Genomic DNA, 22,966 nt, shown 5'->3' with positions numbered 1-22,966 from the left:
TTTACAATTAATCATGCGCAAACAAGTTGCATATTTAGGTCCTCAAGGAACATACGCAGAAAAAGCAGCCCATATATTATCAAAGCTTGCCAATTTTCAGACACCTATATTTGTACCATGTAATGGGTTACATTCGGTTATTAAATCAATTGCGTACAACAATTGTGATGCAGCTGTAGTTCCTATAGAAAATTCTGTAGAAGGGGGAGTTACGGCTACTCTAGATGCCCTTTGGAAATTTCCTGAAATTTTCATAAATAAAGCAATTGTTTTACCTATTAAACATGCATTAATTAGTGATGGAGAACTTTCAAACATTTCAGAAGTATTATCTCATCCTCAAGCATTAGCTCAATGTTCAGAATGGTTATCTGAGAATCTTCCAAATGCAATTCCTCTCCCAACAAATTCAACATCAGAAGCTGTCAAAATGATCAAGGGGAGTAAATTCAGAGCGGCTATTGGTTCAAAATCGTTAATTCAAATCGAAGGACTTAAAGAATTAGCCTTTCCTATTAATGATGTTCCAGGTAATTGCACTAGATTTGTCTTGTTGAGCAAGGAATCAAATTCAAATTTAGCTAATATTGCTAGTTTTGCTTTCTCATTAATTTCAAATAAACCTGGTGCTTTGCTTAAAGCTGTAAATTATATTGCAGATTTTGGATTTAATATGAGTAAGATTGAATCAAGACCTTCAAAAAGAGAATTAGGAGAATACATAATTTATGTTGATTTAGAAATCAATAATCAAAATAGGATTACAAATTTTCTTGAATTAAAAAATAAGTTGATGCCACTTTGCAAGAATTTTGTAGATTTTGGAAATTATTTTTCTGAAAATGTTGAACTAGATTAATTTACCCTCTACATTTATAAACTCCAAACTCCATTAAACCTTTTCTAAATGCCCAATTCATGAGAAGTATTGTTGGAATCTCTCTAATCGACTTCACTATCGCAAATGGGCCAAGTGACAAAATTACGAGGGGCCTCCGCATACCTTCAATAATGGAGTCATACCATGAAGGATTTGTATAGGAATTCCAGTTTTCAGAAATAACTCTTCCTGAACTATTTCCGTTAGTTCCAAGAATGTTACTAAATTCGTTAATGCTAATAAAATGAGGATGTACCCATTGTTCAAGTAGTTGTTTAAGAACTAACTTTTCAAAAAATGATGGAGGGTATGCCCTTAAGTCTCTTGAGTTCCAATCAGCCAGCGCGAGATACCCTCCAGGTCTTAGAGTTCTCAGCATTTCATCTGCAAACCTAGTTTTATCATTCATGTGTGCACCAGCCTCAACACTCCAGATGGCATCAAATGATCCATCTTCAAATTTCAAATCCAAAGCATCCATAACTTGGAAGGTGCAATTTAGCCCATTAGGAGTAAGTTCTCGTGCTCTTTTAACTTGAGCCGGACTAATTGTAATGCCAGTAACATTAAAGCCATAATATTCTGCAAGAATCCTAGAACTTCCCCCTATTCCACAACCTACATCAAGTACTCTGGATCCCCGTGGTAATTTATCTAACCCACTCCATTTGACTAATTCATGAACAAACTGAACTTTAGCCTTCCTAAAATCAATATTTTTTACCTCTGAAGGATAAAAACCCAAATGTATATGTTCTCCCCATAATCTCTCAAGTAATTTATCTTGGGTCCAAGCATCATATGCAGAAGCTACTGTACCAGTGGAAATATATTTTCTAGCATTATTTCTCCAAATTATAGTTAGGACTAGAATGAATAAAACTATTAAAAAAAAAGGGAATAATAATTCAAACATTTAATTTTCTTTAATATCAGGAAAACTCTCTTTCAATGCTGTTCTTGCTGCAAGTTGTTTTCTTGTATGATCAAGCATTTCATATTCTCTTTGCAAACGAGTAAAAGTATCTCTCTCCTCAAGAAGTCTTTGCTGTTCTTCCGCAACAGGGCCGCCCAAATGAGCTCCTATCCAAAATGATAAATCCATTGGATTGTCAGGTAATTTATCAGGAAAATTTTTCTTAGTATTAGTCAATTTACTCGTTAAATTAATAACATCACTAAGTGCTTCTTTTACTGAATCTTTTAAAGAATCTAATTTTTGCAAATCATCAATATTATTATCACTAATCCAACTAACCATCGCAGAACAAAATGGCGTAGAACGGGTAATTTCTAAAACTTGGAATCTTTGTTGGCCGAGAGTGATAATATTACTTCTCCCATCCTCTGCAGTTTGATGTTTTAATATTTGTGCACAACATCCAACATTAGCCATACTTTTAGTGGTTGGATCCAACTTAATTACTCCAAACATAGAATCAGTTTCAAGAACGGATTGGAGCATAATCCTGTATCTCGATTCAAAAATATGTAAAGGCAATATTTCTTGAGGAAAAAGAACTACCTCTGACAAAGGAAATAAAGGTAATTCCCTTACTGAGAGTTCTCCCATTTAAACCTCAACTTATTTCATTTATACTAATCAATTTAGGTCGGTTTCGGGATTTATTAAAGTTTAACTTCTATATCTACACCACTAGGAAGATCTAGTTTCATTAAAGCGTCAATAGTTTTTGCAGAAGGACTATAGATATCTATTATTCTTCGATGTGTTCTTGTTTCAAAATGCTCTCTAGAATCTTTATCAACATGAGGTGATCTTAGAACACAATAAATCTTCCTTTTTGTAGGTAAAGGTATTGGACCTATTGCTGAAGCAGAAGTAGTATCAGCAGTTTGGATTATTTTGTCGCAAGATAAATCAAGCATTCTTCTATCAAACGCTTTGAGCCTTATTCTTATTTTTTGTTGTGCAATTGATGCAGTCATAGTTTCAAATAACTTTTAGTGAAGGGTCATTGATTAAAATGACCCTTTTCCATAAACCTATATTAGATGATTGAGGTTAAGTTTCTAAAATTAAAATTTATTATTTGAGTATTTTAGAAACAACTCCAGCACCGATAGTACGTCCACCTTCACGTATGGCGAATCGCATACCTTGTTCAATAGCCACTGGACAAATTAATTCTCCAGTCATCTTAATTCTGTCGCCTGGCATAACCATTTCTACATTAGACCCATCATCTGAAGTAAATGCGGTTATTTGACCTGTTACATCAGTTGTTCTGATGTAGAACTGAGGTCTATATCCTGCAAAGAAAGGAGTATGTCTTCCACCCTCTTCTTTTTTGAGAACATAAACTTCCCCTTCAAACTGAGTATGCGGAGTAATAGATCCTTTCTTTACAAGAACCATTCCTCTTTCAATATCTTCTTTCTGGACACCCCGCAAAAGTAAACCAACATTATCGCCAGCCATACCTTCGTCAAGAAGTTTTCGGAACATTTCAACTCCAGTAACAGTTGTTACTCTTGTATCTCTTATTCCAACTATTTCTACTTCTTCTCCAACCTTTACTTTACCTCTCTCAATTCTTCCAGTAGCAACAGTTCCTCTACCAGTAATAGAGAAAACGTCTTCAACTGCCATCAAGAATGGTTTATCAACTTCTCTTTCTGGCTCAGGGATGCTAGCATCAACTGCTTTCATTAGTTCTTCAATCTTTGATTCCCAAGTAGAATCGCCTTCGAGAGCTTTTAAACCTGAAACTTGAACTATAGGAATGTCATCTCCGGGGAAGTCATAACTGTCTAACAGTTCCCTAATTTCCATTTCAACAAGTTCAATAATTTCTTCATCATCGACCATATCGCACTTATTAAGAGCAACTACAAGAGCAGGAACTCCAACCTGTTTAGCTAAAAGAATATGCTCTTTAGTTTGAGCCATAGGACCATCTGTAGCAGCACAAACTAGGATCGCTCCATCCATCTGAGCGGCCCCTGTGATCATGTTTTTTACATAATCAGCATGCCCTGGGCAATCGACATGAGCATAATGCCTGCCTTCTGTTTCATATTCAACATGAGCTGTATTAATGGTAATGCCACGCTCTCTTTCTTCAGGAGCACCGTCAATGTCTCCATAGTCTTGAGCTTGTGCTTGACCTTTTTTGGCTAATACATTTGTAATAGCAGCTGTTAGTGTTGTTTTTCCATGATCAACATGGCCAATAGTACCTATGTTGACATGTGGTTTGTTTCTTTCGAACTTCTCGCGAGCCATTTTGAATTAAAGAATCGAGGGTTTAAGAGTTTTTTAGTTTAGAGATCAGGAGTTGCCCTGATTCTTGGAAATGATAGCTTCAGCAACATTACGAGGAACTTCTTCATAATTTGCGAACTCCATTGAAAATATACCCCGACCTTGAGTCATTGATCGGAGTTGAGTGGCATAACCGAACATTTCGGCTAATGGCACTTTGGCCTGTACCTTAGACAATCCATCGTCAACAGATTGTCCTTCTACTTGACCTCTTCTGGAAGAGAGATCACCAATTACAGATCCAAGAAAATCGTCAGGGCTTTCAACCTCAACTTTCATCATAGGCTCTAAAAGGACAGGATTGCATTTTTTAACCCCGTCTTTAAAAGCCATGGAACCTGCAATTTTGAAGGCCATTTCAGATGAGTCTACATCGTGGAATGAACCATCGACTAGTGTTACTTTTACATCAATGAGTGGATAACCGGCAAGAACACCAGATTCACATGTCTCTTTCATTCCATTAGATGCAGGACCAATATACTCTTTTGGTACAGCTCCACCAACAATTTTGTTTACAAATTCGAAACCTTTACCAACTTCAGCAGGTTCCATTTCAATAATGACATGACCATATTGACCTTTACCTCCAGTCTGTCTTGCATATTTACCTTCACCTTTAGAACTAGACCTAATAGTTTCTCTATATGAAACTTGTGGAGCTCCTATATTTGCTTCAACTTTAAATTCCCTTAACATTCTGTCAACAAGGATTTCTAAGTGCAACTCACCCATACCTGCAATAACAGTTTGATTTGTCTCAGGATCTGTACTTACCCTGAAGGTTGGGTCCTCTTCAGACAAAGCAGTTAAAGCTTTTGATAATTTTTCCATATCGCCCTTAGTTTTAGGCTCAACAGCGACTGAGATAACTGGTTCAGGAATAAACAATGTTTCCAAAACTATTGGATCTTCTGTGTTACACAAAGTGTCACCAGTTGTTGTGTTCTTAAGTCCTAATACAGCTCCTAAATCCCCAGCCCTCAACTCATCAACCTCCTCTCTTTCATCAGCCTTAAGAATCACTAATCTAGAAATTCTCTCTTTAGCATCCTTAGTAGAATTCATTACATAACTTCCCTTTGAAAGAACACCTGAATACATTCTCACAAAAGTTAATTTCCCATAGGGATCTGACATCACTTTGAAAGCTAATGCACTGAAAGGAGCATTATCATCTGAAGGTCTTACATCTTCTTTGCCACTTGGCAAAATACCTTGTATTGGTTTGACATCAACTGGAGCGGGCAAGTAATCAACTACAGCGTCTAATACAAGTTGAACACCTTTGTTCTTAAAAGCTGAACCGCATAGTACTGGAACCAAACCATGTTTTAAAACCCCTTCCCTAATACCTTTTTTAAGATGTTCTTCAGATAATTCTCCTGTTTCGAGAAATATTTCTATTAACTCTTCATCATTTTCTGCAACACTTTCCATTAACTTTAATCTCCACTCAGCAGCTTCATCCTCCATGTCAGATGGAATTGGTGCTTCTTGAATATCAGTACCTAAATCGTTTTTGTAAAGGTATGCTTTGTTGGCTACTAAATCAATAATGCCTGTAAGATCACCTTCAGCCCCAATAGGTAACTGGATTGGAAGTGCATTTGCCTTTAATCGATCTTTAATTTGCTTATTAACCTTTAAAAAATCCGCACCAGTTCTGTCCATTTTATTAACAAAAACCATTCTTGGAACGGAATATCTATCTGCTTGTCGCCAAACCGTCTCGGATTGAGGCTGTACTCCACCAACTGCGCAAAATACAGCTATGACTCCATCCAAGACACGCATTGATCTTTCAACTTCAATAGTAAAATCAACGTGTCCAGGAGTATCAATAATATTAATCCTATGATCTTGCCAACTAGTCGATATTGCAGCAGCAGTGATAGTTATTCCTCTTTCTCTTTCTTGATCCATCCAATCTGTTACTGCAGCACCATCATGAACCTCTCCAATTTTATGAACCACACCTGAATAAAATAAAATTCTTTCAGTTGTTGTTGTCTTACCTGCATCAATATGAGCGGCTATACCTATGTTTCTTACTCGTTCTAGGGGAAAGTCGCGTGCCAATTTTAAAGCTCCAAATAAAATAATTTTTGATTAGTGTAGTTCACCCTAAAAGCAAACTTTAATAATAATAAACTACTTAAGTGCCTTTTGATGAAATTAATATCTGTAATGCGCAAAAGCTTTATTAGCTTCTGCCATTTTATGAGTATCTTCTCTTTTTTTAACGGCACTGCCTGTTTCATTTGCTGCATCCATCAACTCGCCTGCAAGTTTTTGGGACATGCTTTTTCCATTTCTTGCACGAGAGAATGTAACAAGCCATCTTAATGCCATAGCCGTACCCCTCTCTTGGCGAACTTCCATGGGTACTTGATATGTTGCACCACCAACTCTTCTAGCTCTTACCTCAACAAGAGGAGTAGCATTTTTTACAGCTGTTTCAAATAATTCCACTGCATTACCACCTGTTCTCTCGCTTATTAGAGAAAACGCATCAGATAATATTCTTTGAGCTGTAGATTTTTTACCATGTTTCATCAATCGAGAAATCATCATTGAAGCAAGACGACTATTAAATTGAGGATCAGGCAGAACTGGTCTTTTTACTGCTGCATTACGACGTGACATAATTTTAAAAAGTGATGTTTACAAATTAATCTTTTGGAACTTTTGCTCCATACTTAGATCTGGATTGACGTCTATCTTTGACTCCAGCCGTATCTAAAGTTCCTCTTATTATATGATATCTAACTCCTGGCAAATCCTTGACTCTTCCACCTCTAAGTAGCACTACAGAATGTTCTTGCAAGTTATGTCCAATCCCAGGAATATAGGCAGTTACTTCGAAACCAGAGGTTAATCTAACCCTAGCAACTTTCCTCAAAGCTGAATTAGGCTTCTTAGGTGTTGATGTATAGACTCTTGTACATACTCCTCTTCTTTCAGGGCAAGCTTTTAATGCAGGAGATTTTGTTTTCTTTGTCAGACGTTTTCTTTCTGAACCTACTAATTGTGAGATGGTGGGCATCTATTAAACTTAGATAAAAATAAATATTCAACTATCATAACCTTTTAAGAGCACCAACTAAAAGTTTTTAATTATATTTTTTTTAAATTTGTCAAATTAAAATTCTTTGGTAAATATTCATTATCTTTAGATTTATTTTCGTATTTATTTTTATAATAGGAATACATAAGTAACTAAATAGTCTTTAATAATCTATGGGAGAGAGTATCAAAAGAATCGTTGGCCCATATCAAGATAGTTATTCCCCAAATGGAATAATTGGGGAGAAAGATGCCTGCGGAGTTGGTTTCATAGCAAATATTAAAGGGGTAGAAAGCAATTGGATCCTAAAACAGTCCCTTAAAGGTCTTAACTGCATGGAACATAGAGGAGGTTGTGGAGGAGATAGTGATTCAGGAGATGGAGCGGGCATTTTATGTTCAATTCCATGGGGATACCTAGAAGAGGAAATTAATCTAAAAAATAATCAAGCGTTTAATAGAGGTTTAGGTATGGTTTTTATGCCTAATAAAAAAGAAAAAATTGAAGTATGTAAATCAATATGTGATCAAGAAGCAGAAAAATTAAAAGTCAACAAAACATCTTGGAGAAAAGTACCTGTTAATAATGAAATCTTAGGCCCTTTAGCTAAAGCAAATGCTCCATTTATCTGTCAGTGGATTTTATATGTAGATAAAAAAGATCATCAGGATGTTGAAAGGCTTTTATTCCAATTAAGGAAAAGAATTGAGAAAAAAATAAGAGAAACTTTCAAAAACGATGTTGGGCATTGTGAATTTTATTTTGCTTCACTAAGTTCTCAAACAGTTGTTTATAAAGGTATGGTTCGTTCTGAAATATTATCCGAGTTTTATCAAGATCTAAAAGAAGATAGTTTTAAAGTTTCATTTTCAGTTTATCATCGTAGATTTAGTACTAATACACTTCCAAAATGGCCGCTAGCTCAACCCATGAGATTTTTGGGTCATAATGGCGAAATAAATACTCTATTGGGTAATATCAACTGGGCTAAAGCTTCAGAAACACATATTGATGATTTTTGGGAAGAGTTATCTAATGAAATCAAGCCCATTGTAGATGTAAACAAAAGTGATTCATCAAATCTTGATGCAACCCTTGAAATCAATATTCGTTCAGGTCAGCCCATTACTGACTCATTATTAAAACTTGTTCCTGAAGCATTTAGAGATCAACCAGAACTTGAGCAGAGAGAAGATATAAAAGCTTTTTATGAATATTCTGCAAGCCTACAAGAAGCTTGGGATGGTCCGGCACTCCTTGTATTTGCTGATGGAAATTTTGTCGGAGCAACGCTTGATAGAAATGGCCTAAGACCAGCAAGATATTCAATCACAGATGATGGTTTTGTAATAATGGGTTCTGAAACAGGAGTAGTAGATCTTGAAGAAGAAAGAGTAATAGAAAAAGGCCGATTAGGACCGGGACAAATGCTGGCAGTTGATTTTCATCAGAATAGAATCCTAAGAAATTGGGAAGTAAAATCTGAAGCCGCTCAAAGGCATGATTATAAAAATCTTCTAAGTAATAGAACTATTAAAATTGAAAATAATGAATGGGTTAAAGACTGCAAACTTAAAGACCTTGAGTTGTTGCAGCAACAAACTGCATACGGTTTTTCAGCGGAAGATAATGACCTTATCTTAGATTCAATGGCTTCATTAGCTAAAGAGCCTACTTATTGCATGGGCGACGACATCCCATTAGCAGTTCTCTCATCTAAGCCACATATTTTATATGACTACTTTAAGCAAAGATTTGCGCAAGTTACTAATCCTCCTATTGACCCTCTGAGAGAAAAACTTGTAATGAGTTTAGAGATGCATCTAGGAGAAAGATGTACACCATTTGAAATTAAAGATGCTAAACCCTTTGTTCATTTACAAAGTCCGATTCTTAATGAGGAAGAACTCATTTCCATCAAAAAATCAAAAATTAAATCTCAGACAATTTCAAGTTTGTTTGATTTAGAGGAAGGTATTCAAGGCTTAGAGAACCAATTAAAAGCAATCTGTAAACAAAGTGAGCTTTTTATAAAAGAAGGTTGCTCTTTAATTATCATTTCAGATAAGGGAATTAATCCTAAAAAGACTTTTATACCTCCCTTACTTGCTGTTGGAGCAATTCATCATTATCTTCTTAAAAAAGAAATCAGACTAAAAGCTTCTCTAATAATTGAGACTGGTCAATGTTGGAGCACACATCACTTAGCTTGTTTAATAGGCTATGGAGCAAGTGCAGTTTGCCCTTGGTTGACCTTCGAAGCAGGTAGACACTGGTTAAAACATCCAAAAACACAAAAACTCATTGATAGCAAAAAAATAAATCCATTATCAATAGTTGATGTTCAAGAAAATATTAAAAAAGCTTTAGAAGACGGTCTAAGAAAAATTCTCTCAAAAATTGGCATCTCACTTTTATCTAGTTACCATGGTGCACAAATTTTTGAAGCTGTAGGCCTTGGATCTGACTTAATAAAAATTGCTTTTGATGGTACAACAAGTCGTATCGCTGGCATAACATTAAAAGAATTAACTAATGAAACACTTTCGATACATACGAAAGCCTATCCAGAGATCGATTTAAAGAAATTAGAATTTTTAGGATTTGTACAATTTAGAAATAATGGAGAATATCATTCCAATAACCCAGAGATGTCCAAAGTTTTACATTCAGCTGTAAAGCAAGGACCAGAATACGATCATTTTGAAACTTACAAAAAACTTATTAGTAATAGACCGACAACATCTCTTAGAGATTTACTAACAATTAATTCAACAAGAAAAAAGATTCCATTAGAGGAAGTTGAAAGTGTTGAATCAATTTGCAAAAGGTTCTGTACTGGAGGAATGAGTTTAGGTGCCTTGTCCAGAGAAGCGCATGAAGTTTTAGCTGTTGCAATGAATAGAATTGGTGGAAAAAGTAATAGTGGAGAAGGGGGAGAAGATCCAGCTCGTTTTAATATTTTAAATGATATCGATGAAAATACTCAGTCAGCGACGTTACCATTTATTAAAGGCTTAGAGAATGGAGACACCGCATGCTCAGCTATTAAACAAATAGCATCAGGAAGATTTGGAGTTACACCTGAATATCTAAGAAGTGGTAAACAACTCGAAATTAAAATGGCTCAAGGTGCAAAACCCGGTGAGGGGGGACAATTACCTGGTCCAAAAGTTGATTCTTACATCGCAAAACTAAGAAATAGTAAACCTGGAGTAGCTTTAATATCTCCTCCCCCGCATCATGATATTTATTCAATTGAAGATTTAGCTCAACTTATCCACGACTTACACCAAGTTCATCCAAAAGCAAAAGTAAGCGTTAAATTAGTTTCTGAAATTGGTATAGGCACTATCGCTGCTGGAGTAAGCAAAGCTAATGCAGATGTAATTCAAATATCAGGCCATGACGGAGGTACAGGTGCTTCACCCCTGAGTTCTATTAAACATGCAGGTTTACCATGGGAACTAGGTGTTGCTGAGGTTCATAAATCTCTCTTAGAGAATAACTTACGCGAAAGGGTAATTTTGAGAACTGATGGAGGTCTTAAAACAGGCTGGGACGTAGTTATTGCAGCTTTACTAGGTGCTGAAGAATACGGTTTTGGTTCTGTAGCGATGATTGCTGAAGGATGCATAATGGCTCGGGTTTGTCATACAAACAAATGTCCTGTTGGAGTTGCCACTCAAAAAGAAGAATTAAGAAAAAGATTTAAAGGTATTCCAGAAAATGTTGTCAATTTTTTCTTGTATATTGCTGAAGAAGTAAGACAGATAATGAGTAGTATCGGTGTTTCTAATATGGAAGAACTGATTGGTAATAAAGAATTTCTTTCTGCAAGAAATATCGATCTTCCAAAAACTTCTAATATTGATCTCTCTTCTTTAGTAAATAAAGACTCAACCCCTGATAGATCATGGTTAAAACATTCAAAAACTGCCCATAGTAATGGTTCTGTATTAGAAGACGAGTTTTTGTCTGATACTGAATTTATAGATTCAATTAAAAATCATGCAATATTAACCAAAGAAATTGAGATAAAAAATACAGATAGAAGTGTTTGCGCGAAAATATCAGGCGAAATCGCAGAACTTCACGGCAACACTGGCTTCAATGGCGAACTCAACTTAAATTTCAAAGGATATGCAGGACAAAGCTTTGGTGCCTTTTTATTGAAGGGAATGAATGTTCAATTAATCGGAGAAGCAAATGATTATGTTTGTAAAGGAATGAATGGAGGAATACTCACAATAATTCCACCAAAAATAGAAAAAACTTCCTCCGAACAGGTTATTTTAGGAAACACTTGTCTTTATGGAGCAACAGGTGGGAAATTGTTTGCATTAGGAAAATCGGGAGAAAGATTTGCAGTAAGAAATAGTGGTGCTACAGCGGTAACAGAAGGAGCAGGTGATCATTGTTGTGAATACATGACTGGTGGAAAAGTAGTTATTCTAGGTTCCACAGGAAGGAATATTGGTGCGGGCATGACTGGTGGAATAGCTTTTATAATCGATGAGAAGAACGATTTAAGTAATAAAGTTAACAAGGAAATAGTTAGCATTCATAAAATAACTTCATTAAAGCAGGAAGATATCTTATTGGAAATTATTAGAGAATATGTATCAAAAACAAATAGCTTAAAGGCTGCCAAAATAATTGAAAATTGGTCCTATTACAGGAATATTTTCAAATTAATAGTTCCCCCAAGCGAAGAAGACATGCTTGGCATAAAGAAAATGTAAATGCCTTTCTTTATAAAAACTGAAATTATAAAAAAAGAATACTTAATTAATCATGATTTAAAACAAAAAATAATTAACGAACATAATGATTGGATAAAAAAATTAAAAAAAGAGGGAATTAATATAAAAAGTGGATTTTTAGTAGATGAGTTAAAAAGGCCAGGTGATGGCGGATTACTCATTCTTGAGGTTAATAATTATAAAAATGCACTAAAAATCATTAAGAATGATCCAATGATTAAAAATGATCTAGTTGAATGGAAATTGAATGAGTGGATAGATCCAAATAAATAAAAATGACTATCTTGGATACTTTTTCATAAGTTTTTGAATCTCTTCAGCATGGTAGCTACTACGAGTTAAAGGAGAACTAACTACTTGCATGAAGTTTAAATCTTTTTCCCCGAACGCTTTAAAATAGTTAAATTTTGAAGGACTTACAAATCTTTTAACAGGTAAATGATTAGGGCCAGGAGATAAATATTGACCAATAGTAACAATATCAACGAAATTACTTTTTAAATCCTTAAGCAGATTTAAGACCTCCTCGTCTTTTTCTCCTAAACCAAGCATAAAGCCTGACTTTGTATAAATTTTGGGAGAATAGTCTCTGGTTCTCCTAAGCAACTCAAGAGTTCTCACATATTTACCCTGAGGTCTTACTTTTTTATAAAGCGCAGGCACAGTCTCAATATTATGGTTTAAAACATTTGGATTTGAATCAAGAACTTTTTCAAGAGCTTTCCAGTTGCCACAAAAATCAGGAATTAAAAGCTCAATAGTAGTTTCAGGAGATTTTTCTCTTATTTGATGAACACATTGGAAAAATTGAGATGCGCCACCATCCTCAAGATCGTCTCTATTGACTGATGTAATTACAACATGCTTAAGGTTCATTCTAAAAACAGCTTCGGCCAGACGATATGGTTCAGTTGGGTCTAAGTCTCTCTTAGATCTATCAAAATCAATATCGCAATATGGACATGCCCTAGTGCAACCAGGACCCATTATGAGGAAAGTTGCAGTTCCACTAGCAAAACATTCGCCGATATTTGGACAGCTTGCTTCTTGACATACAGTATTGAGATTTAAATCATTTAATAAATTTGCAGTATTACCAATTCGCTCAACTTGTGGAGCTTTGACCCTTAACCATTCAGGTTTTGAAATTAAACTATTAGGATTATTAGTCACATTAAATCTTCTTGCCTGTAATTTTATTTTACTAAAAACAAGACTAATTAACTATTTATAATTTCAAAGACGAAACTCATTCAACGGAAGTAAATAAATAAATGAATTCAACTAATCCTTCTGCAATTTAGAAAATCTTAATTAAATTTATTCGTTACACAACATTCTTGTTTCATTAACTAAAATTGAATCAGATTTCATAACGTTATTTTTAATACAGATATCAGAACGTATAAATTTTTTAGATATATCCTAAAAAAAATTTTATAGTTGAATTATTTTGTACCAAAAAGTGTTTTTTTAATTATTTTTTGATACAGTAAAAAATATATGTAATAAAACATTGACTTTTAAATTCAAAAGAAAACGTATTTTATTATCGGAAAAAAATAAAAACTCTAAAGCAATAGGTTATGCAAGAGCTACTCATAACGAATATGAATATTTAGAAGAGCAAATAAAAATTTTAAAGGAAGAGGGTTGCAGTTTAGTGTTCTCTGAATTAATAAGTTTATCTGAAGAAATCAAACCCCAACTCAATAAAGCTATCAATTTCTTATCAAAAGGCGATCAATTAATAATAACTCAGCTTGATCGAGCATTTAAAAATAAAAAAGAATGTTTGATAACAATAAATAAACTTATTAATAGGGATATTCAATTACGAACTTTGACTGGTTTTTTTGCTGCTAATGAATCTTCTAATGCAAATTCTTCAATTTTTAAGATTTTATATGAATTAGATAATTTAGAAGACAAAAGTTTAGGTGAAAGAAAAAAAGAACAACTATTAGACAGAAAATTATCTGGAAATAATTTGGGAGGCAGGCCCAAAATAAGTCCTTTAAAAGAATCTTTAGTAATCAGATTGCGTAATGAAGGATATTCATATCGATCAATCAGAACACAAACTGGAATTGCTTTATCAACAATTAGGAGAGTGATTTTGGAGGGAGAATTAACATAAAATGATGAAGAAAGAAATTGAAAATTTAATAAAAGAAAATTTTAAAGATACCGCATTGCGTATTTATGAATTAGATGATGAAGATAGAAAAAGTTTGTTAGCAGAATATAGAGAATGGATTATGAATGATTTAGATTTTGAAGAAGTAATGATGCTACCTTATGAAGCCTATACTGACAAATTAGATTCTAATTTCTTAGAAGATTCACTTTAGTCCTCAATGGTATATCTCTTATTAAAATCGTATACTTCTTTTGCTATAAACGGTAAAAGAGAAGAATCTTTGGAATATTTTTCTCCATTACAAAAAACGACTAATAAAGTTTGAAGAGATTGATTATTAATCCACCAAGCTGAATCATGTCTAACTTCAGACATTAAGCCTGCTTTACTCCAAAGATTAATGCTTTCTGGTAATCCTTCACCCAAAAAACCATCTATTTGATTAAGAGAATCCTTTTTAAGAACAACCTTATTTAAATTTCTTTTTAAAAAACTTCGCAAATTTAAATTATTTTCTTGATAATCAATATGAATCATAATTTCCTCCAAAATCCTTGCAGCTGAATCAGAGTTCATAGCGTTTCTATTTTTATTATCATATCCATAGAATTCTTTCTCACGACCAAATGGTCCATCATCCCAAGTCTTCTGACAGCAATTTATACCAACCAATTCTTCCCAATTTAAATCATGTAGCCAATCATTTATTATACTTCTTTGGTATTTCCAATTTTCCCATAATTCGCCTTCAATTCGAGGTCCACTTGTTGTTCCAGTAAGTAAATCAATTAAAAAGCTTGTTGCATTATTACTGGAGAAAGACAACATTTTCCCTACAGCATCAATAATTTCATCTGATAATAATAAACTTCCTTTTTTAATCCAATAAAATGCAGCAAGGCCATAAACTAACTTGACTATGCTGGCAGGGTAAACCATTTTTTTGTTATTAATGCCAGTTCCAAAACCTTTAAATACACTTTTATTTTTACTTTTATAATTAATCCAAGTTATCGAAATATCTTCTCTTGAAAAATCTTTATCATGAGAGCATACTCTCCTTAAAATATCATTTAAGGCTAGTCCCATTTCCTGACTTAAATAGTAAAAGGACATTGAATGGAAATTTATAAAAATCCTATCTCACTATTTAAACAAACTAATTTTTCAAAAACTATTTGGTGGCGATTAAAAGTTAATATTTCGGGATATCAAAATGAAACAGAAGATAAATTAGTTACTGAAATATTTAAAAATAGAATTTTTAGGCTTATTTATCCAAATATTTATCAAAACAACCATAAATTTTCAAGAATACTAGTTCAACTATATGAAGATGGTTACGTCTGTTGGATAAATTTAGATGGGTTAATTATTGAGAAATACGAATTCAAAAAAAATAACAGTTTAGAAAATGAACACTTCTTTATAAAAGATAAAGTTAACTCAATTTTACAATGGATCAAAGATCAATCTGAGTTAAATAATGAATATCTTTGGGGAGGTACATTAGGACCCAATTTTGATTGTTCTGGATTAATTCAGACCGCTTTTTTAAAGCATCAAATTTATATACCGCGAGACTCTTTTCAAATAAAAAGTTTTTGTAAGCACCTTTTTTATTACAAAAAATCGTATGCGGCTTTACGACCTGGCGATCTTTTATTTTTTGGAAATGAAAAAAGATGTGATCATATTGGAATCTACAAAGGAGACGGATTCTATTACCATTGCTCTGGAATGGATTTTGGCAGAAATGGAATAGGATTAGATACCCTAAAAACGTCTAATGATAAAATCTCATTGCATTATAAATCTAAACTAATTTCGGCAGGAAGAGTAGTTAGAAATTATAGATGGGACCGAACTATACGTTAATTAATTTAGCTCAACTTTGAATTAAATTAAAATATTACTTATTCTTTTATTTAGAGATTAACCTGAAGTCCAAATATTTTTAATGATTGGCATTATGGTATCTAAGTGTAATGTCCCAACAAGTAACCAAGCAAAAACAGCTCCTCCACATCCTCCTAACCAAAAACCACTTGTAAAATCAGCCCAACCAGCTCTTGTAAATAAGTCCTTTGGCGGATTATTAACAGTCGTATCTGGAGGTTGAACATTAGGTGCTTTACCAGGTGCATTGTATAGCACAAAAAGTGCTGTCAAAATATGAACAGCTCCAATAGTAGCGAGAAGTCCAGCTGTTAGAGCAAATTCAGAATTTCTTAATGGACCAGTCATGGTAAAAGGTCCATATAGAAGATATCCAAAAGCTGCTCCAGTTTCTAAACCTCTAAAATTAGGGGAAATACCCTCTCTGTAAAAAGGTAAATTATTTATAAAGGCTTTTGTAAAATAACCACTATTAACTGGAGTAGCTAAATTACCAACACAAGGATCAGCAACTGTTTTTACTGCCCATTGTTCTGCTACGCCAATATCATTTGGTTGTACAGAACTATCTATGTATTTCTCTTCAAACTTAATAGAACTTGTTGATTCAGAGAATGATTTTTGAAAGTCGCTCATTTTTTTAATAGTTTAGTGTTTGATAATTTATTCAGTTGCTGTAATTAATCTTCCAATCAATACGATAAAAACAGCAGGCATTGCTATACCAATTAATGGAACAAAAATTGAGGGTAAAAGACTTGGTAAATCAGATGGCATAGTTCTTTAAACATCTTTAAACACTTTAGTATTGATCAGCGAAATAATGTTAATTTTATTACTGGATGATATAAAAATTATTAACTTTTTACATGTTAAATTTTTTCGCAATTTTAATTATTATTTTTATAGGAATATTACTTCTAGTTTTTAAAAAAAGAAACTTTAAAAAGTTAATAAATCAATGCAATTTAAATTCTATTCAATTAAAGAAAAATAATAAAAGTAATAATAAATTTCTATCTAAAAAAAATAGTTATTTGCACAATCACGAAGAAAAAAAGTACTCAATATTTTATAAAAATTCTCAAAGAAATAAAATGATTAGTCTTTTTCAGGGTGATACAGAAAATAAATTAAAGGCATTAAAAATTGCGGAAGAATTAGCTGATAAATCAACATTACCCATTTTACGAAAAGGCTTAAGAGATATTTCTCCTGAAGTAGTTGAAATTTCAGCTTTATTAATAAGACAGTTCAAGTAAACAATCAATTTTGCTTAGCACTGTTTATTGATCTAATTCTGTAAATTGGACGATTTTGACTTTCATGATATGTCCTAATTAAAAGTTCACTCAACAATCCAAAGCTAAATAATTGTACACCAGTAATTCCTAATATTAATGCAAACATCAGCAACGGACGATTTCCAATATCCTCACCCATTATTTTTAAAACTATCAAATAAGAACTTATCACAAGGCTAAAGAAAATACTTATAATTCCAACAAAACCAAATCCATACATCGGTCTTGTTAAAAATTTAGTCATAAACCAAACAGTTAGTAAATCCATTAAAACTCTAAAAGTTCTATCAATTCCATATTTACTAGATCCATATTGCCTGCTCCTATGATTTACTTTAATTTCTTTGATTCTTGCACCTTCAATATTTGCTAAAACGGGCAAAAACCTGTGAAGTTCCCCATATAACTTTATATCTTCTATTATTTCTTTCTTAAACGCTTTTAATGAGCAACCATAGTCATGCAACTTCAAACCTGTTACGTGAGCTATTAACTTATTCGCTATTTTTGATGGTATCTTTCTATTAATTAATTTATCTTTTCTATCAAATCTCCAACCACAAACCAAATCAAAGCCATTATTAATTTCTGAAATTAATAAGGGAATATCATTTGGATCATTCTGTAAATCACCATCCAAAGTAATAACAATATCGCCCTTAGAATTATCAAAGCCAGCTGACATTGCTGCAGTTTGACCATAATTTTTGCGAAGGGAAATTACTGACAATTGTTTAATTTTGAGAGTTAGTTGCTTTAATACTTGATGAGTATTATCTTTAGAACCATCATTTACAACAATCAATTCAAAATTAAATTTATGAGATGACATTACATTTATAACTTCATCCAATAAAAGACCAATACTCTCGCTTTCATTGAAAACAGGTACGATAATAGAAATTAATTGTTTTATATCTGACATTTATATCTAATAATAATTACACAATTTTAACTTAATTTAGAACATTAAAATTAAACAAAAAAAATCACCACAAAAGTGGCGATTTAAATTATTTAAGGGAAATTTAACCAAACTTACCTGAAGTGGATGCGATAACAAATGCCCCAAATGTAAGTATGTTTCCAATTGTGAAATGTGCAAGTCCAACTAATCTAGCTTGAACAATTGAAAGTGCAACTGGCTTATCTCTCCAACCAACAAGGTTAGCAATTGGAGTACGCTGGTGTGCCCAAACTAATGTTTCAATTAATTCTTGCCAGTAACCACGCCATGATATTAGGAACATGAAACCAGTAGCCCAAACTAAGTGACCGAATAGGAACATCCAAGCCCAAGGAGATAGGGAATTTACTCCAAATGGATTATATCCATTGATAAGTTGAGCAGAGTTTAACCAGAGATAATCTCTGAACCAACCCATTAGATAAGTTCCTGATTCGTTAAATTGTGCTACATTACCCTGCCAAATTGCTAGGTGTTTCCAATGCCAGTAGAAAGTTACCCATGCTATTAAATTTAATGCCCAGAACATAGCTAAGTACATAGCGTCCCAAGATGAACTATCACATGTACCTCCACGTCCAGGACCATCGCAAGGGAATGCATAACCTAAATCTTTCTTATCAGGAATTAATTTTGTTCCTCTAGCATCCAGTGCGCCTTTGATAAGTATTAAAGCGGTTGTATGAAGACCTAGAGCGATAGCATGGTGAACTAAGAAATCTGCAGGACCTATAGGCAAGAAAGCGCTTAATGCATCTTGTCTATTGATCAAATCCATCCAGTAGTGATTACCTGGCAATGAATTAGCAGCGAGACTTGCTGAACTTGTTGGATCCGATAATAAAGCATTAAAGCCGTACATCATTTTACCTTGAGCAGCTTGAACAAATTGAGCAAATACTGGCTCAATTAGAATTTGCTTTTCAGGATTACCAAAAGCAACAACAACGTCGTTATGAACATAAATTCCTAGAGTATGGAATCCAAGCAGCATTGTTACCCAACTAAGATGGCTTATCAAAGCTTCCTTTGTTCCAAGAACTCTTGCCAATACATTATCTTTATTTAATTCTGGATCATAATCTCTTACAAAGAAAATAGCTCCGTGTGCAAATGCACCAACCATCAAGAACATTGCTATGTACTGATGATGACTATATAAAGCAGATTGTGTAGTGTAGTCCCTCGCGATAAAAGCGTAAGAAGGAAGTGCTCCCATATGTTGAGCTACAAGAGAAGTTGCTACACCAAGGGATGCTAATGCTAATCCAAGTTGGAAATGTAATGAATTGTTTACAGTTTCATATATTCCATCGTGATTAATACCAAAACTACCTTTATGAGGATCATTAGGGTGTCTTGTATTATGGGCTTCTGTAATTTCTTTGAGGCTATGACCAATACCAAAAGTATTTCTATACATATGACCAGCAATTACAAAAACTGTTCCAATCGCAATATGGTGATGAGCAATATCGGTAAGCCATAATGCTTCACTTTGAGGATGAAGACCACCTAAGAAAGTAAAGATTGCTGTTCCAGCTCCTTCAGCTGTTCCAAATACTTGATCTAGTGAATCAGGATTTTGGGCATAAGCTCCCCAGTTTAACGTAAAGAAAGGAGCTAATCCTGCAGGGTGAGGAAGAACTGTTAACCAGTTATCCCAACCTACATGCTGACCTCTTGATTCAGGTATAGCAACATGAACCAAATGTCCTGTCCAAGCGATACTACTAAAACCAAATAAGACAGCTAAATGATGATTTAATCTTGACTCTGCATTTTTAAACCAAGCTAAAGAAGGTCTGAATTTTGGCTGTAAGTGTAACCAACCAGCAAATAGAGTCCAACAAGCCAAAATACTCATGAATATTGAAGCTTGGAAGAGTTGCTCGTTAGTTCTCATTCCAATTGTGTACCACCAATGGTAGAGACCTGAATAAGCTATGTTTACTGGACCGCTTGCTCCAGCTTGTGTCATGGCTTCTGTGATGCCAGATCCAAAATGAGGGTCCCAAATAGCATGAGCTACAGGACGGACATGAGTTGGGTCGAGTACAAATTGCTCAAAATTGCCTTGCCAAGCAATATGAAATAAGTTACCAGCTACCCAGAGAGCAATTATTGCTAGATGTCCAAAATGTGTAGAGAATAGCTTCTGATAAAGTTTTTCTTCGGTCATACCATCATGACTTTCAAAATCATGAGCGGTAGCTATTCCGTACCATATTCGTCGGGTTGTGGGGTCCTGAGCTAGACCCTGGTTAAATGATGGAAATTTTGTTGCCATTGAATTAAAAAGGTGAAGTTCAGGTTATTAGCCCAGCCCGAAAAGGCGAGCATGGAAGAAGGCCCATGTGGTAGCAATACCACCTACAAGGAAATGTGTAACACCTACTGCACGTCCCTGTGTAATAGATAGAGCTCTAGGTTGAATGGTTGGTGCAACCTTTAGTTTATTGTGTGCCCAAACAATTGATTCGAACAATTCTTGCCAATATCCTCTTCCGCTGAAGAGGAACATTAAACTAAACGCCCATATAAAGTGAGCTCCCAAGAACATCAAACCGTACATGCTTATGGATTGACCATAGCTTGTTAATACTTGAGAAGCTTGAGCCCAGAGGAAATCTCTTAACCAACCATTTATAGTAATTGAACTTTGTGCAAAATTACCACCAGTAAGTCCCCAAACATCACTTTGCATTTTCCAAGAGAAGTGGAAAATAACTATTGATAAACAGTTATACATCCAGAAGAGAGCTAAGAAAACGTGATCCCATGAAGAAACTTGACATGTACCACCTCTTCCAGGGCCATCACAAGGAAATCTAAATCCTAGAGAAGCTTTGTCAGGAATCAACCGTGAACTTCTTGCATAAAGAACTCCTTTAAGAAGTATCAAAACAGTTACATGGATTTGGAAAGCATGAATATGATGAATCATTAAATCAGCTGTCCCTAACGGAATTGGCGCTATAGCTACCTTCCCACCAACTTCTACTAAACTTCCATTAAAGACTTCACTTAAAGCTTTGTGAGGTAAAGCTTCTGCAGTACCTGCTAAAAGGGAAGTCCCAACAGCAGATGCTTGAATACTCTGTACCCATTGAGCAAAGATTGGCTGAAGTTGGATAGCAGAATCACTAAACATATCTTGAGGTCTACCCAAAGCTCTCATAGTATCGTTGTGAATATAGAGTCCAAAACTATGGAATCCTAACCACATACAAACCCAGTTCAAGTGACTGATTAAAGCATCTCTTGCCTTAAGAATTCTGTCTAATACATTATCAATATGTTTTGCAGGATCGTAATCTCTAACCATCGCAATTCCAGCATGTGCACCTGCTCCTACTATGAATAATCCACCTATCCACATGTGATGGGTAAATAATCCAAGAACTGTCATATAGTCAGTAGCTATATAAGGATATGGAGGCATCGCATACATGTGATGAGATACAAGTATACTTATTGATCCAAGCATCGCTAGGTTTACTGATAGCTGAGCATGTCTACTTTCTGCCATGAACTCAAAAAGACCTTGATGACCTTTAGGTGCAGGGAATAATATTGGGTCTCCTTGTTGTGAATCTAATATTTCTTTCATGCTATGACCAATACCGTAATTGGTTCTGTACATATGACCACCGATTATCGCTATTACACCAAAAGCTAAATGATGATGTGAAACATCAGTCATCCACAAGCTTCCTGTCACAGGGTTAAGTCCACCTTTGAAAGTAAGGAAGTCTGAGAAAGCTAACCAATTTAAACTAAAGAAATTACCTGTACCACTTGCTAATCCTGGAAATATCTGACCGATAATTTGTGGATCGCAGAGTTGATGCGGCATTGGCATATCTGCAATAGTTGCTATTTCTTTTCCATTAATAACTAAAGGAGAACCTGCATCAATTGCATCTAAAAGAGCTGCAGTAGGAGCTCCTATATGAATGCAATGGCCAGCCCATGCTAAAGATCCTAGCCCTACTAAACCAGCTATATGGTGGTTAAGCATAGACTCAATTTCTTGAAACCACTCCATTTTTGGAGCTGCTTTGTGATAATGAAAAATCCCAGCATGAAGCATAAGTGCAGCCATTACAACAGCACCTATTGCTAGAGCCATTAATTCACTCTCGTTAGTAATTCCCCATGCTCGCCACATGTGAAATATTCCTGAACTGATTTGAATACCGTTGTAATTGGCACCAAGATCAGCATTAAGCATCTCCTGACCAACAATTGCCCATACTTGCTGAGCGCCCGGTTTGACATTAGTTGGATCAGCTAACCAGCCTGAATAATTAGAAAATCTTGCTCCATGGAAAAATGCAGCACTCATCCATATAAAAATGACTGCAAGATGTCCAAAATGAGCCGAAAAGATTTTTCTTGTTGCTTCTTCAGCATCGCCTGTATGCACATCGAAATCATGTGCATCAGCATGCAAATTCCAGATCCAAGTTGTAGTTTTTGGACCCTTAGATAATTTACTTGACCAGAAACCTGGCTTATCTAATTTGGCAAAATCAATAGGTCTTGGATCGGCCTTAACAGGATCCTCCAAAACTTTTTTGTTTTTTTCTCCACTTTCTGGTGGGCTGATGGTCATCTAGCACCTCGAAAATAATTGACACTA

21 protein-coding genes are annotated in these 22,966 nt (G+C 34.5%); 7 read left to right on the top strand and 14 right to left on the bottom strand.

Annotation, left to right across the window (positions count from 1 at the left end; all coding sequences use genetic code 11):
• Positions 1–13: 13 nt before the first annotated feature.
• On the top strand, positions 14–859 hold the full coding sequence (pheA, locus tag EV02_RS01890; protein WP_032520100.1) for a prephenate dehydratase: 846 nt from the start codon (positions 14–16) through the stop codon (positions 857–859).
• A gap of 1 nt (position 860) precedes the next feature.
• Here the strand turns inward: pheA and EV02_RS01895 are convergent, their stop codons facing one another.
• From EV02_RS01895 to rpsL, 7 genes are all read right to left on the bottom strand, one after another.
• Complete coding sequence (locus tag EV02_RS01895) at positions 861–1,796, bottom strand: methyltransferase domain-containing protein (protein ID WP_032520099.1); 936 nt, start codon at positions 1,794–1,796, stop codon at positions 861–863.
• On the bottom strand, positions 1,797–2,453 hold the full coding sequence (locus tag EV02_RS01900; protein ID WP_032520098.1) for an LON peptidase substrate-binding domain-containing protein: 657 nt from the start codon (positions 2,451–2,453) through the stop codon (positions 1,797–1,799).
• Positions 2,454–2,509: 56 nt separating this feature from the next.
• Positions 2,510–2,830, bottom strand: coding sequence for a 30S ribosomal protein S10 (rpsJ, locus tag EV02_RS01905; protein WP_002807536.1), 321 nt, complete (start codon positions 2,828–2,830; stop codon positions 2,510–2,512).
• 100 nt (positions 2,831–2,930) lie between these two features.
• Positions 2,931–4,130 (bottom strand): elongation factor Tu, encoded by a 1,200-nt coding sequence (tuf, locus tag EV02_RS01910; RefSeq protein WP_025923574.1) that lies wholly within the window; start codon positions 4,128–4,130, stop codon positions 2,931–2,933.
• Between the two features lie 45 nt (positions 4,131–4,175).
• The gene (gene fusA, locus EV02_RS01915) at positions 4,176–6,251 is read right to left on the bottom strand and encodes an elongation factor G (protein WP_032520097.1); all 2,076 of its coding nucleotides are present in this window, start codon (positions 6,249–6,251) and stop codon (positions 4,176–4,178) included.
• Between the two features lie 96 nt (positions 6,252–6,347).
• The gene (rpsG, locus tag EV02_RS01920; protein ID WP_002806267.1) at positions 6,348–6,818 is read right to left on the bottom strand and encodes a 30S ribosomal protein S7; all 471 of its coding nucleotides are present in this window, start codon (positions 6,816–6,818) and stop codon (positions 6,348–6,350) included.
• A gap of 25 nt (positions 6,819–6,843) precedes the next feature.
• A complete protein-coding gene (rpsL, locus tag EV02_RS01925; RefSeq protein ID WP_032520096.1) occupies positions 6,844–7,218 on the bottom strand; it encodes a 30S ribosomal protein S12 in 375 nt (124 codons plus the stop codon).
• Positions 7,219–7,412: 194 nt separating this feature from the next.
• On the opposite strand from rpsL, the gene gltB reads away from it, so the two are divergent.
• Both gltB and EV02_RS01935 read left to right on the top strand, forming a co-directional pair.
• The gene (gene gltB, locus EV02_RS01930) at positions 7,413–11,984 is read left to right on the top strand and encodes a glutamate synthase large subunit (RefSeq protein WP_032520095.1); all 4,572 of its coding nucleotides are present in this window, start codon (positions 7,413–7,415) and stop codon (positions 11,982–11,984) included.
• A complete protein-coding gene (locus EV02_RS01935) occupies positions 11,985–12,278 on the top strand; it encodes a YciI family protein (protein ID WP_032520094.1) in 294 nt (97 codons plus the stop codon). It abuts the gene before it with no gap.
• Between the two features lie 6 nt (positions 12,279–12,284).
• Here the strand turns inward: EV02_RS01935 and lipA are convergent, their stop codons facing one another.
• Entirely contained in the window at positions 12,285–13,178 is an 894-nt protein-coding gene (gene lipA / locus EV02_RS01940; protein ID WP_032520093.1) for a lipoyl synthase, read from the bottom strand.
• Positions 13,179–13,521: 343 nt separating this feature from the next.
• Here lipA and EV02_RS01945 point away from each other — a divergent pair, with 343 nt between their 5' ends.
• Both EV02_RS01945 and EV02_RS01950 read left to right on the top strand, forming a co-directional pair.
• Complete coding sequence (locus EV02_RS01945) at positions 13,522–14,145, top strand: recombinase family protein (protein ID WP_080724856.1); 624 nt, start codon at positions 13,522–13,524, stop codon at positions 14,143–14,145.
• Position 14,146: 1 nt separating this feature from the next.
• Positions 14,147–14,359 (top strand): hypothetical protein, encoded by a 213-nt coding sequence (locus tag EV02_RS01950; RefSeq protein ID WP_032520091.1) that lies wholly within the window; start codon positions 14,147–14,149, stop codon positions 14,357–14,359.
• Here the strand turns inward: EV02_RS01950 and EV02_RS01955 are convergent.
• Positions 14,356–15,264 carry a serine hydrolase gene (locus EV02_RS01955; RefSeq protein ID WP_032520090.1) on the bottom strand — a complete coding sequence of 303 codons (909 nt, stop codon included), beginning with the start codon at positions 15,262–15,264 and terminating at the stop codon, positions 14,356–14,358. The two genes, EV02_RS01950 and EV02_RS01955, sit on opposite strands and share 4 nt — an antisense overlap.
• Before the next feature lie 3 nt (positions 15,265–15,267).
• On the opposite strand from EV02_RS01955, the gene EV02_RS01960 reads away from it, so the two are divergent.
• Positions 15,268–16,026, top strand: a complete 759-nt coding sequence (locus tag EV02_RS01960) for a C40 family peptidase (RefSeq protein WP_032520089.1) — start codon at positions 15,268–15,270, stop codon at positions 16,024–16,026.
• A gap of 57 nt (positions 16,027–16,083) precedes the next feature.
• Here the strand turns inward: EV02_RS01960 and EV02_RS01965 are convergent, their stop codons facing one another.
• Positions 16,084–16,683 carry a photosystem I reaction center protein subunit XI gene (locus EV02_RS01965; RefSeq protein ID WP_032520088.1) on the bottom strand — a complete coding sequence of 200 codons (600 nt, stop codon included), beginning with the start codon at positions 16,681–16,683 and terminating at the stop codon, positions 16,084–16,086.
• A gap of 27 nt (positions 16,684–16,710) precedes the next feature.
• A complete protein-coding gene (locus EV02_RS09235) occupies positions 16,711–16,824 on the bottom strand; it encodes a photosystem I reaction center subunit VIII (protein ID WP_011863629.1) in 114 nt (37 codons plus the stop codon).
• A 92-nt stretch (positions 16,825–16,916) separates the two neighbouring features.
• Between EV02_RS09235 and EV02_RS01970 the strand changes: the two genes are divergently transcribed.
• Complete coding sequence (locus EV02_RS01970) at positions 16,917–17,309, top strand: hypothetical protein (protein ID WP_032520087.1); 393 nt, start codon at positions 16,917–16,919, stop codon at positions 17,307–17,309.
• A gap of 4 nt (positions 17,310–17,313) precedes the next feature.
• On the opposite strand, the gene EV02_RS01975 is transcribed toward EV02_RS01970, so the two are convergent.
• From EV02_RS01975 to psaA, 3 genes are all read right to left on the bottom strand, one after another.
• On the bottom strand, positions 17,314–18,276 hold the full coding sequence (locus EV02_RS01975; RefSeq protein WP_032520086.1) for a glycosyltransferase family 2 protein: 963 nt from the start codon (positions 18,274–18,276) through the stop codon (positions 17,314–17,316).
• A 103-nt stretch (positions 18,277–18,379) separates the two neighbouring features.
• Entirely contained in the window at positions 18,380–20,608 is a 2,229-nt protein-coding gene (psaB, locus tag EV02_RS01980; protein ID WP_032520085.1) for a photosystem I core protein PsaB, read from the bottom strand.
• 27 nt (positions 20,609–20,635) lie between these two features.
• On the bottom strand, positions 20,636–22,939 hold the full coding sequence (psaA, locus tag EV02_RS01985; RefSeq protein ID WP_032520084.1) for a photosystem I core protein PsaA: 2,304 nt from the start codon (positions 22,937–22,939) through the stop codon (positions 20,636–20,638).
• Between the last annotated feature and the right edge of the window lie 27 nt (positions 22,940–22,966).

The sequence above is a fragment of the Prochlorococcus marinus str. SB genome (genome assembly GCF_000760115.1).
In the GTDB taxonomy this organism is placed as follows: domain Bacteria; phylum Cyanobacteriota; class Cyanobacteriia; order PCC-6307; family Cyanobiaceae; genus Prochlorococcus_A; species Prochlorococcus_A marinus_D.
This window is presented reverse-complemented; position numbering and strand designations above follow the sequence as displayed.

Excerpts from the sequence above, each read along its gene's own strand:
- rpsG (WP_002806267.1), bottom strand. The coding sequence starts at position 6,818 with ATGTCACGTCGTAATGCAGCAGTAAAAAGACCAGTTCTGCCTGATCCT.
- psaB (WP_032520085.1), bottom strand. The coding sequence starts at position 20,608 with ATGGCAACAAAATTTCCATCATTTAACCAGGGTCTAGCTCAGGACCCC.
- EV02_RS01950 (WP_032520091.1), top strand. The coding sequence starts at position 14,147 with ATGATGAAGAAAGAAATTGAAAATTTAATAAAAGAAAATTTTAAAGAT.
- rpsJ (WP_002807536.1), bottom strand. The coding sequence starts at position 2,830 with ATGACTGCATCAATTGCACAACAAAAAATAAGAATAAGGCTCAAAGCG.
- rpsL (WP_032520096.1), bottom strand. The coding sequence starts at position 7,218 with ATGCCCACCATCTCACAATTAGTAGGTTCAGAAAGAAAACGTCTGACA.
- EV02_RS01970 (WP_032520087.1), top strand. The coding sequence starts at position 16,917 with ATGTTAAATTTTTTCGCAATTTTAATTATTATTTTTATAGGAATATTA.
- pheA (WP_032520100.1), top strand. The coding sequence starts at position 14 with ATGCGCAAACAAGTTGCATATTTAGGTCCTCAAGGAACATACGCAGAA.
- psaA (WP_032520084.1), bottom strand. The coding sequence starts at position 22,939 with ATGACCATCAGCCCACCAGAAAGTGGAGAAAAAAACAAAAAAGTTTTG.
- EV02_RS01975 (WP_032520086.1), bottom strand. The coding sequence starts at position 18,276 with ATGTCAGATATAAAACAATTAATTTCTATTATCGTACCTGTTTTCAAT.
- tuf (WP_025923574.1), bottom strand. The coding sequence starts at position 4,130 with ATGGCTCGCGAGAAGTTCGAAAGAAACAAACCACATGTCAACATAGGT.
- EV02_RS01965 (WP_032520088.1), bottom strand. The coding sequence starts at position 16,683 with ATGAGCGACTTTCAAAAATCATTCTCTGAATCAACAAGTTCTATTAAG.
- EV02_RS09235 (WP_011863629.1), bottom strand. The coding sequence starts at position 16,824 with ATGCCATCTGATTTACCAAGTCTTTTACCCTCAATTTTTGTTCCATTA.
- EV02_RS01900 (WP_032520098.1), bottom strand. The coding sequence starts at position 2,453 with ATGGGAGAACTCTCAGTAAGGGAATTACCTTTATTTCCTTTGTCAGAG.
- EV02_RS01895 (WP_032520099.1), bottom strand. The coding sequence starts at position 1,796 with ATGTTTGAATTATTATTCCCTTTTTTTTTAATAGTTTTATTCATTCTA.
- EV02_RS01935 (WP_032520094.1), top strand. The coding sequence starts at position 11,985 with ATGCCTTTCTTTATAAAAACTGAAATTATAAAAAAAGAATACTTAATT.
- gltB (WP_032520095.1), top strand. The coding sequence starts at position 7,413 with ATGGGAGAGAGTATCAAAAGAATCGTTGGCCCATATCAAGATAGTTAT.
- EV02_RS01955 (WP_032520090.1), bottom strand. The coding sequence starts at position 15,264 with ATGTCCTTTTACTATTTAAGTCAGGAAATGGGACTAGCCTTAAATGAT.
- EV02_RS01960 (WP_032520089.1), top strand. The coding sequence starts at position 15,268 with ATGGAAATTTATAAAAATCCTATCTCACTATTTAAACAAACTAATTTT.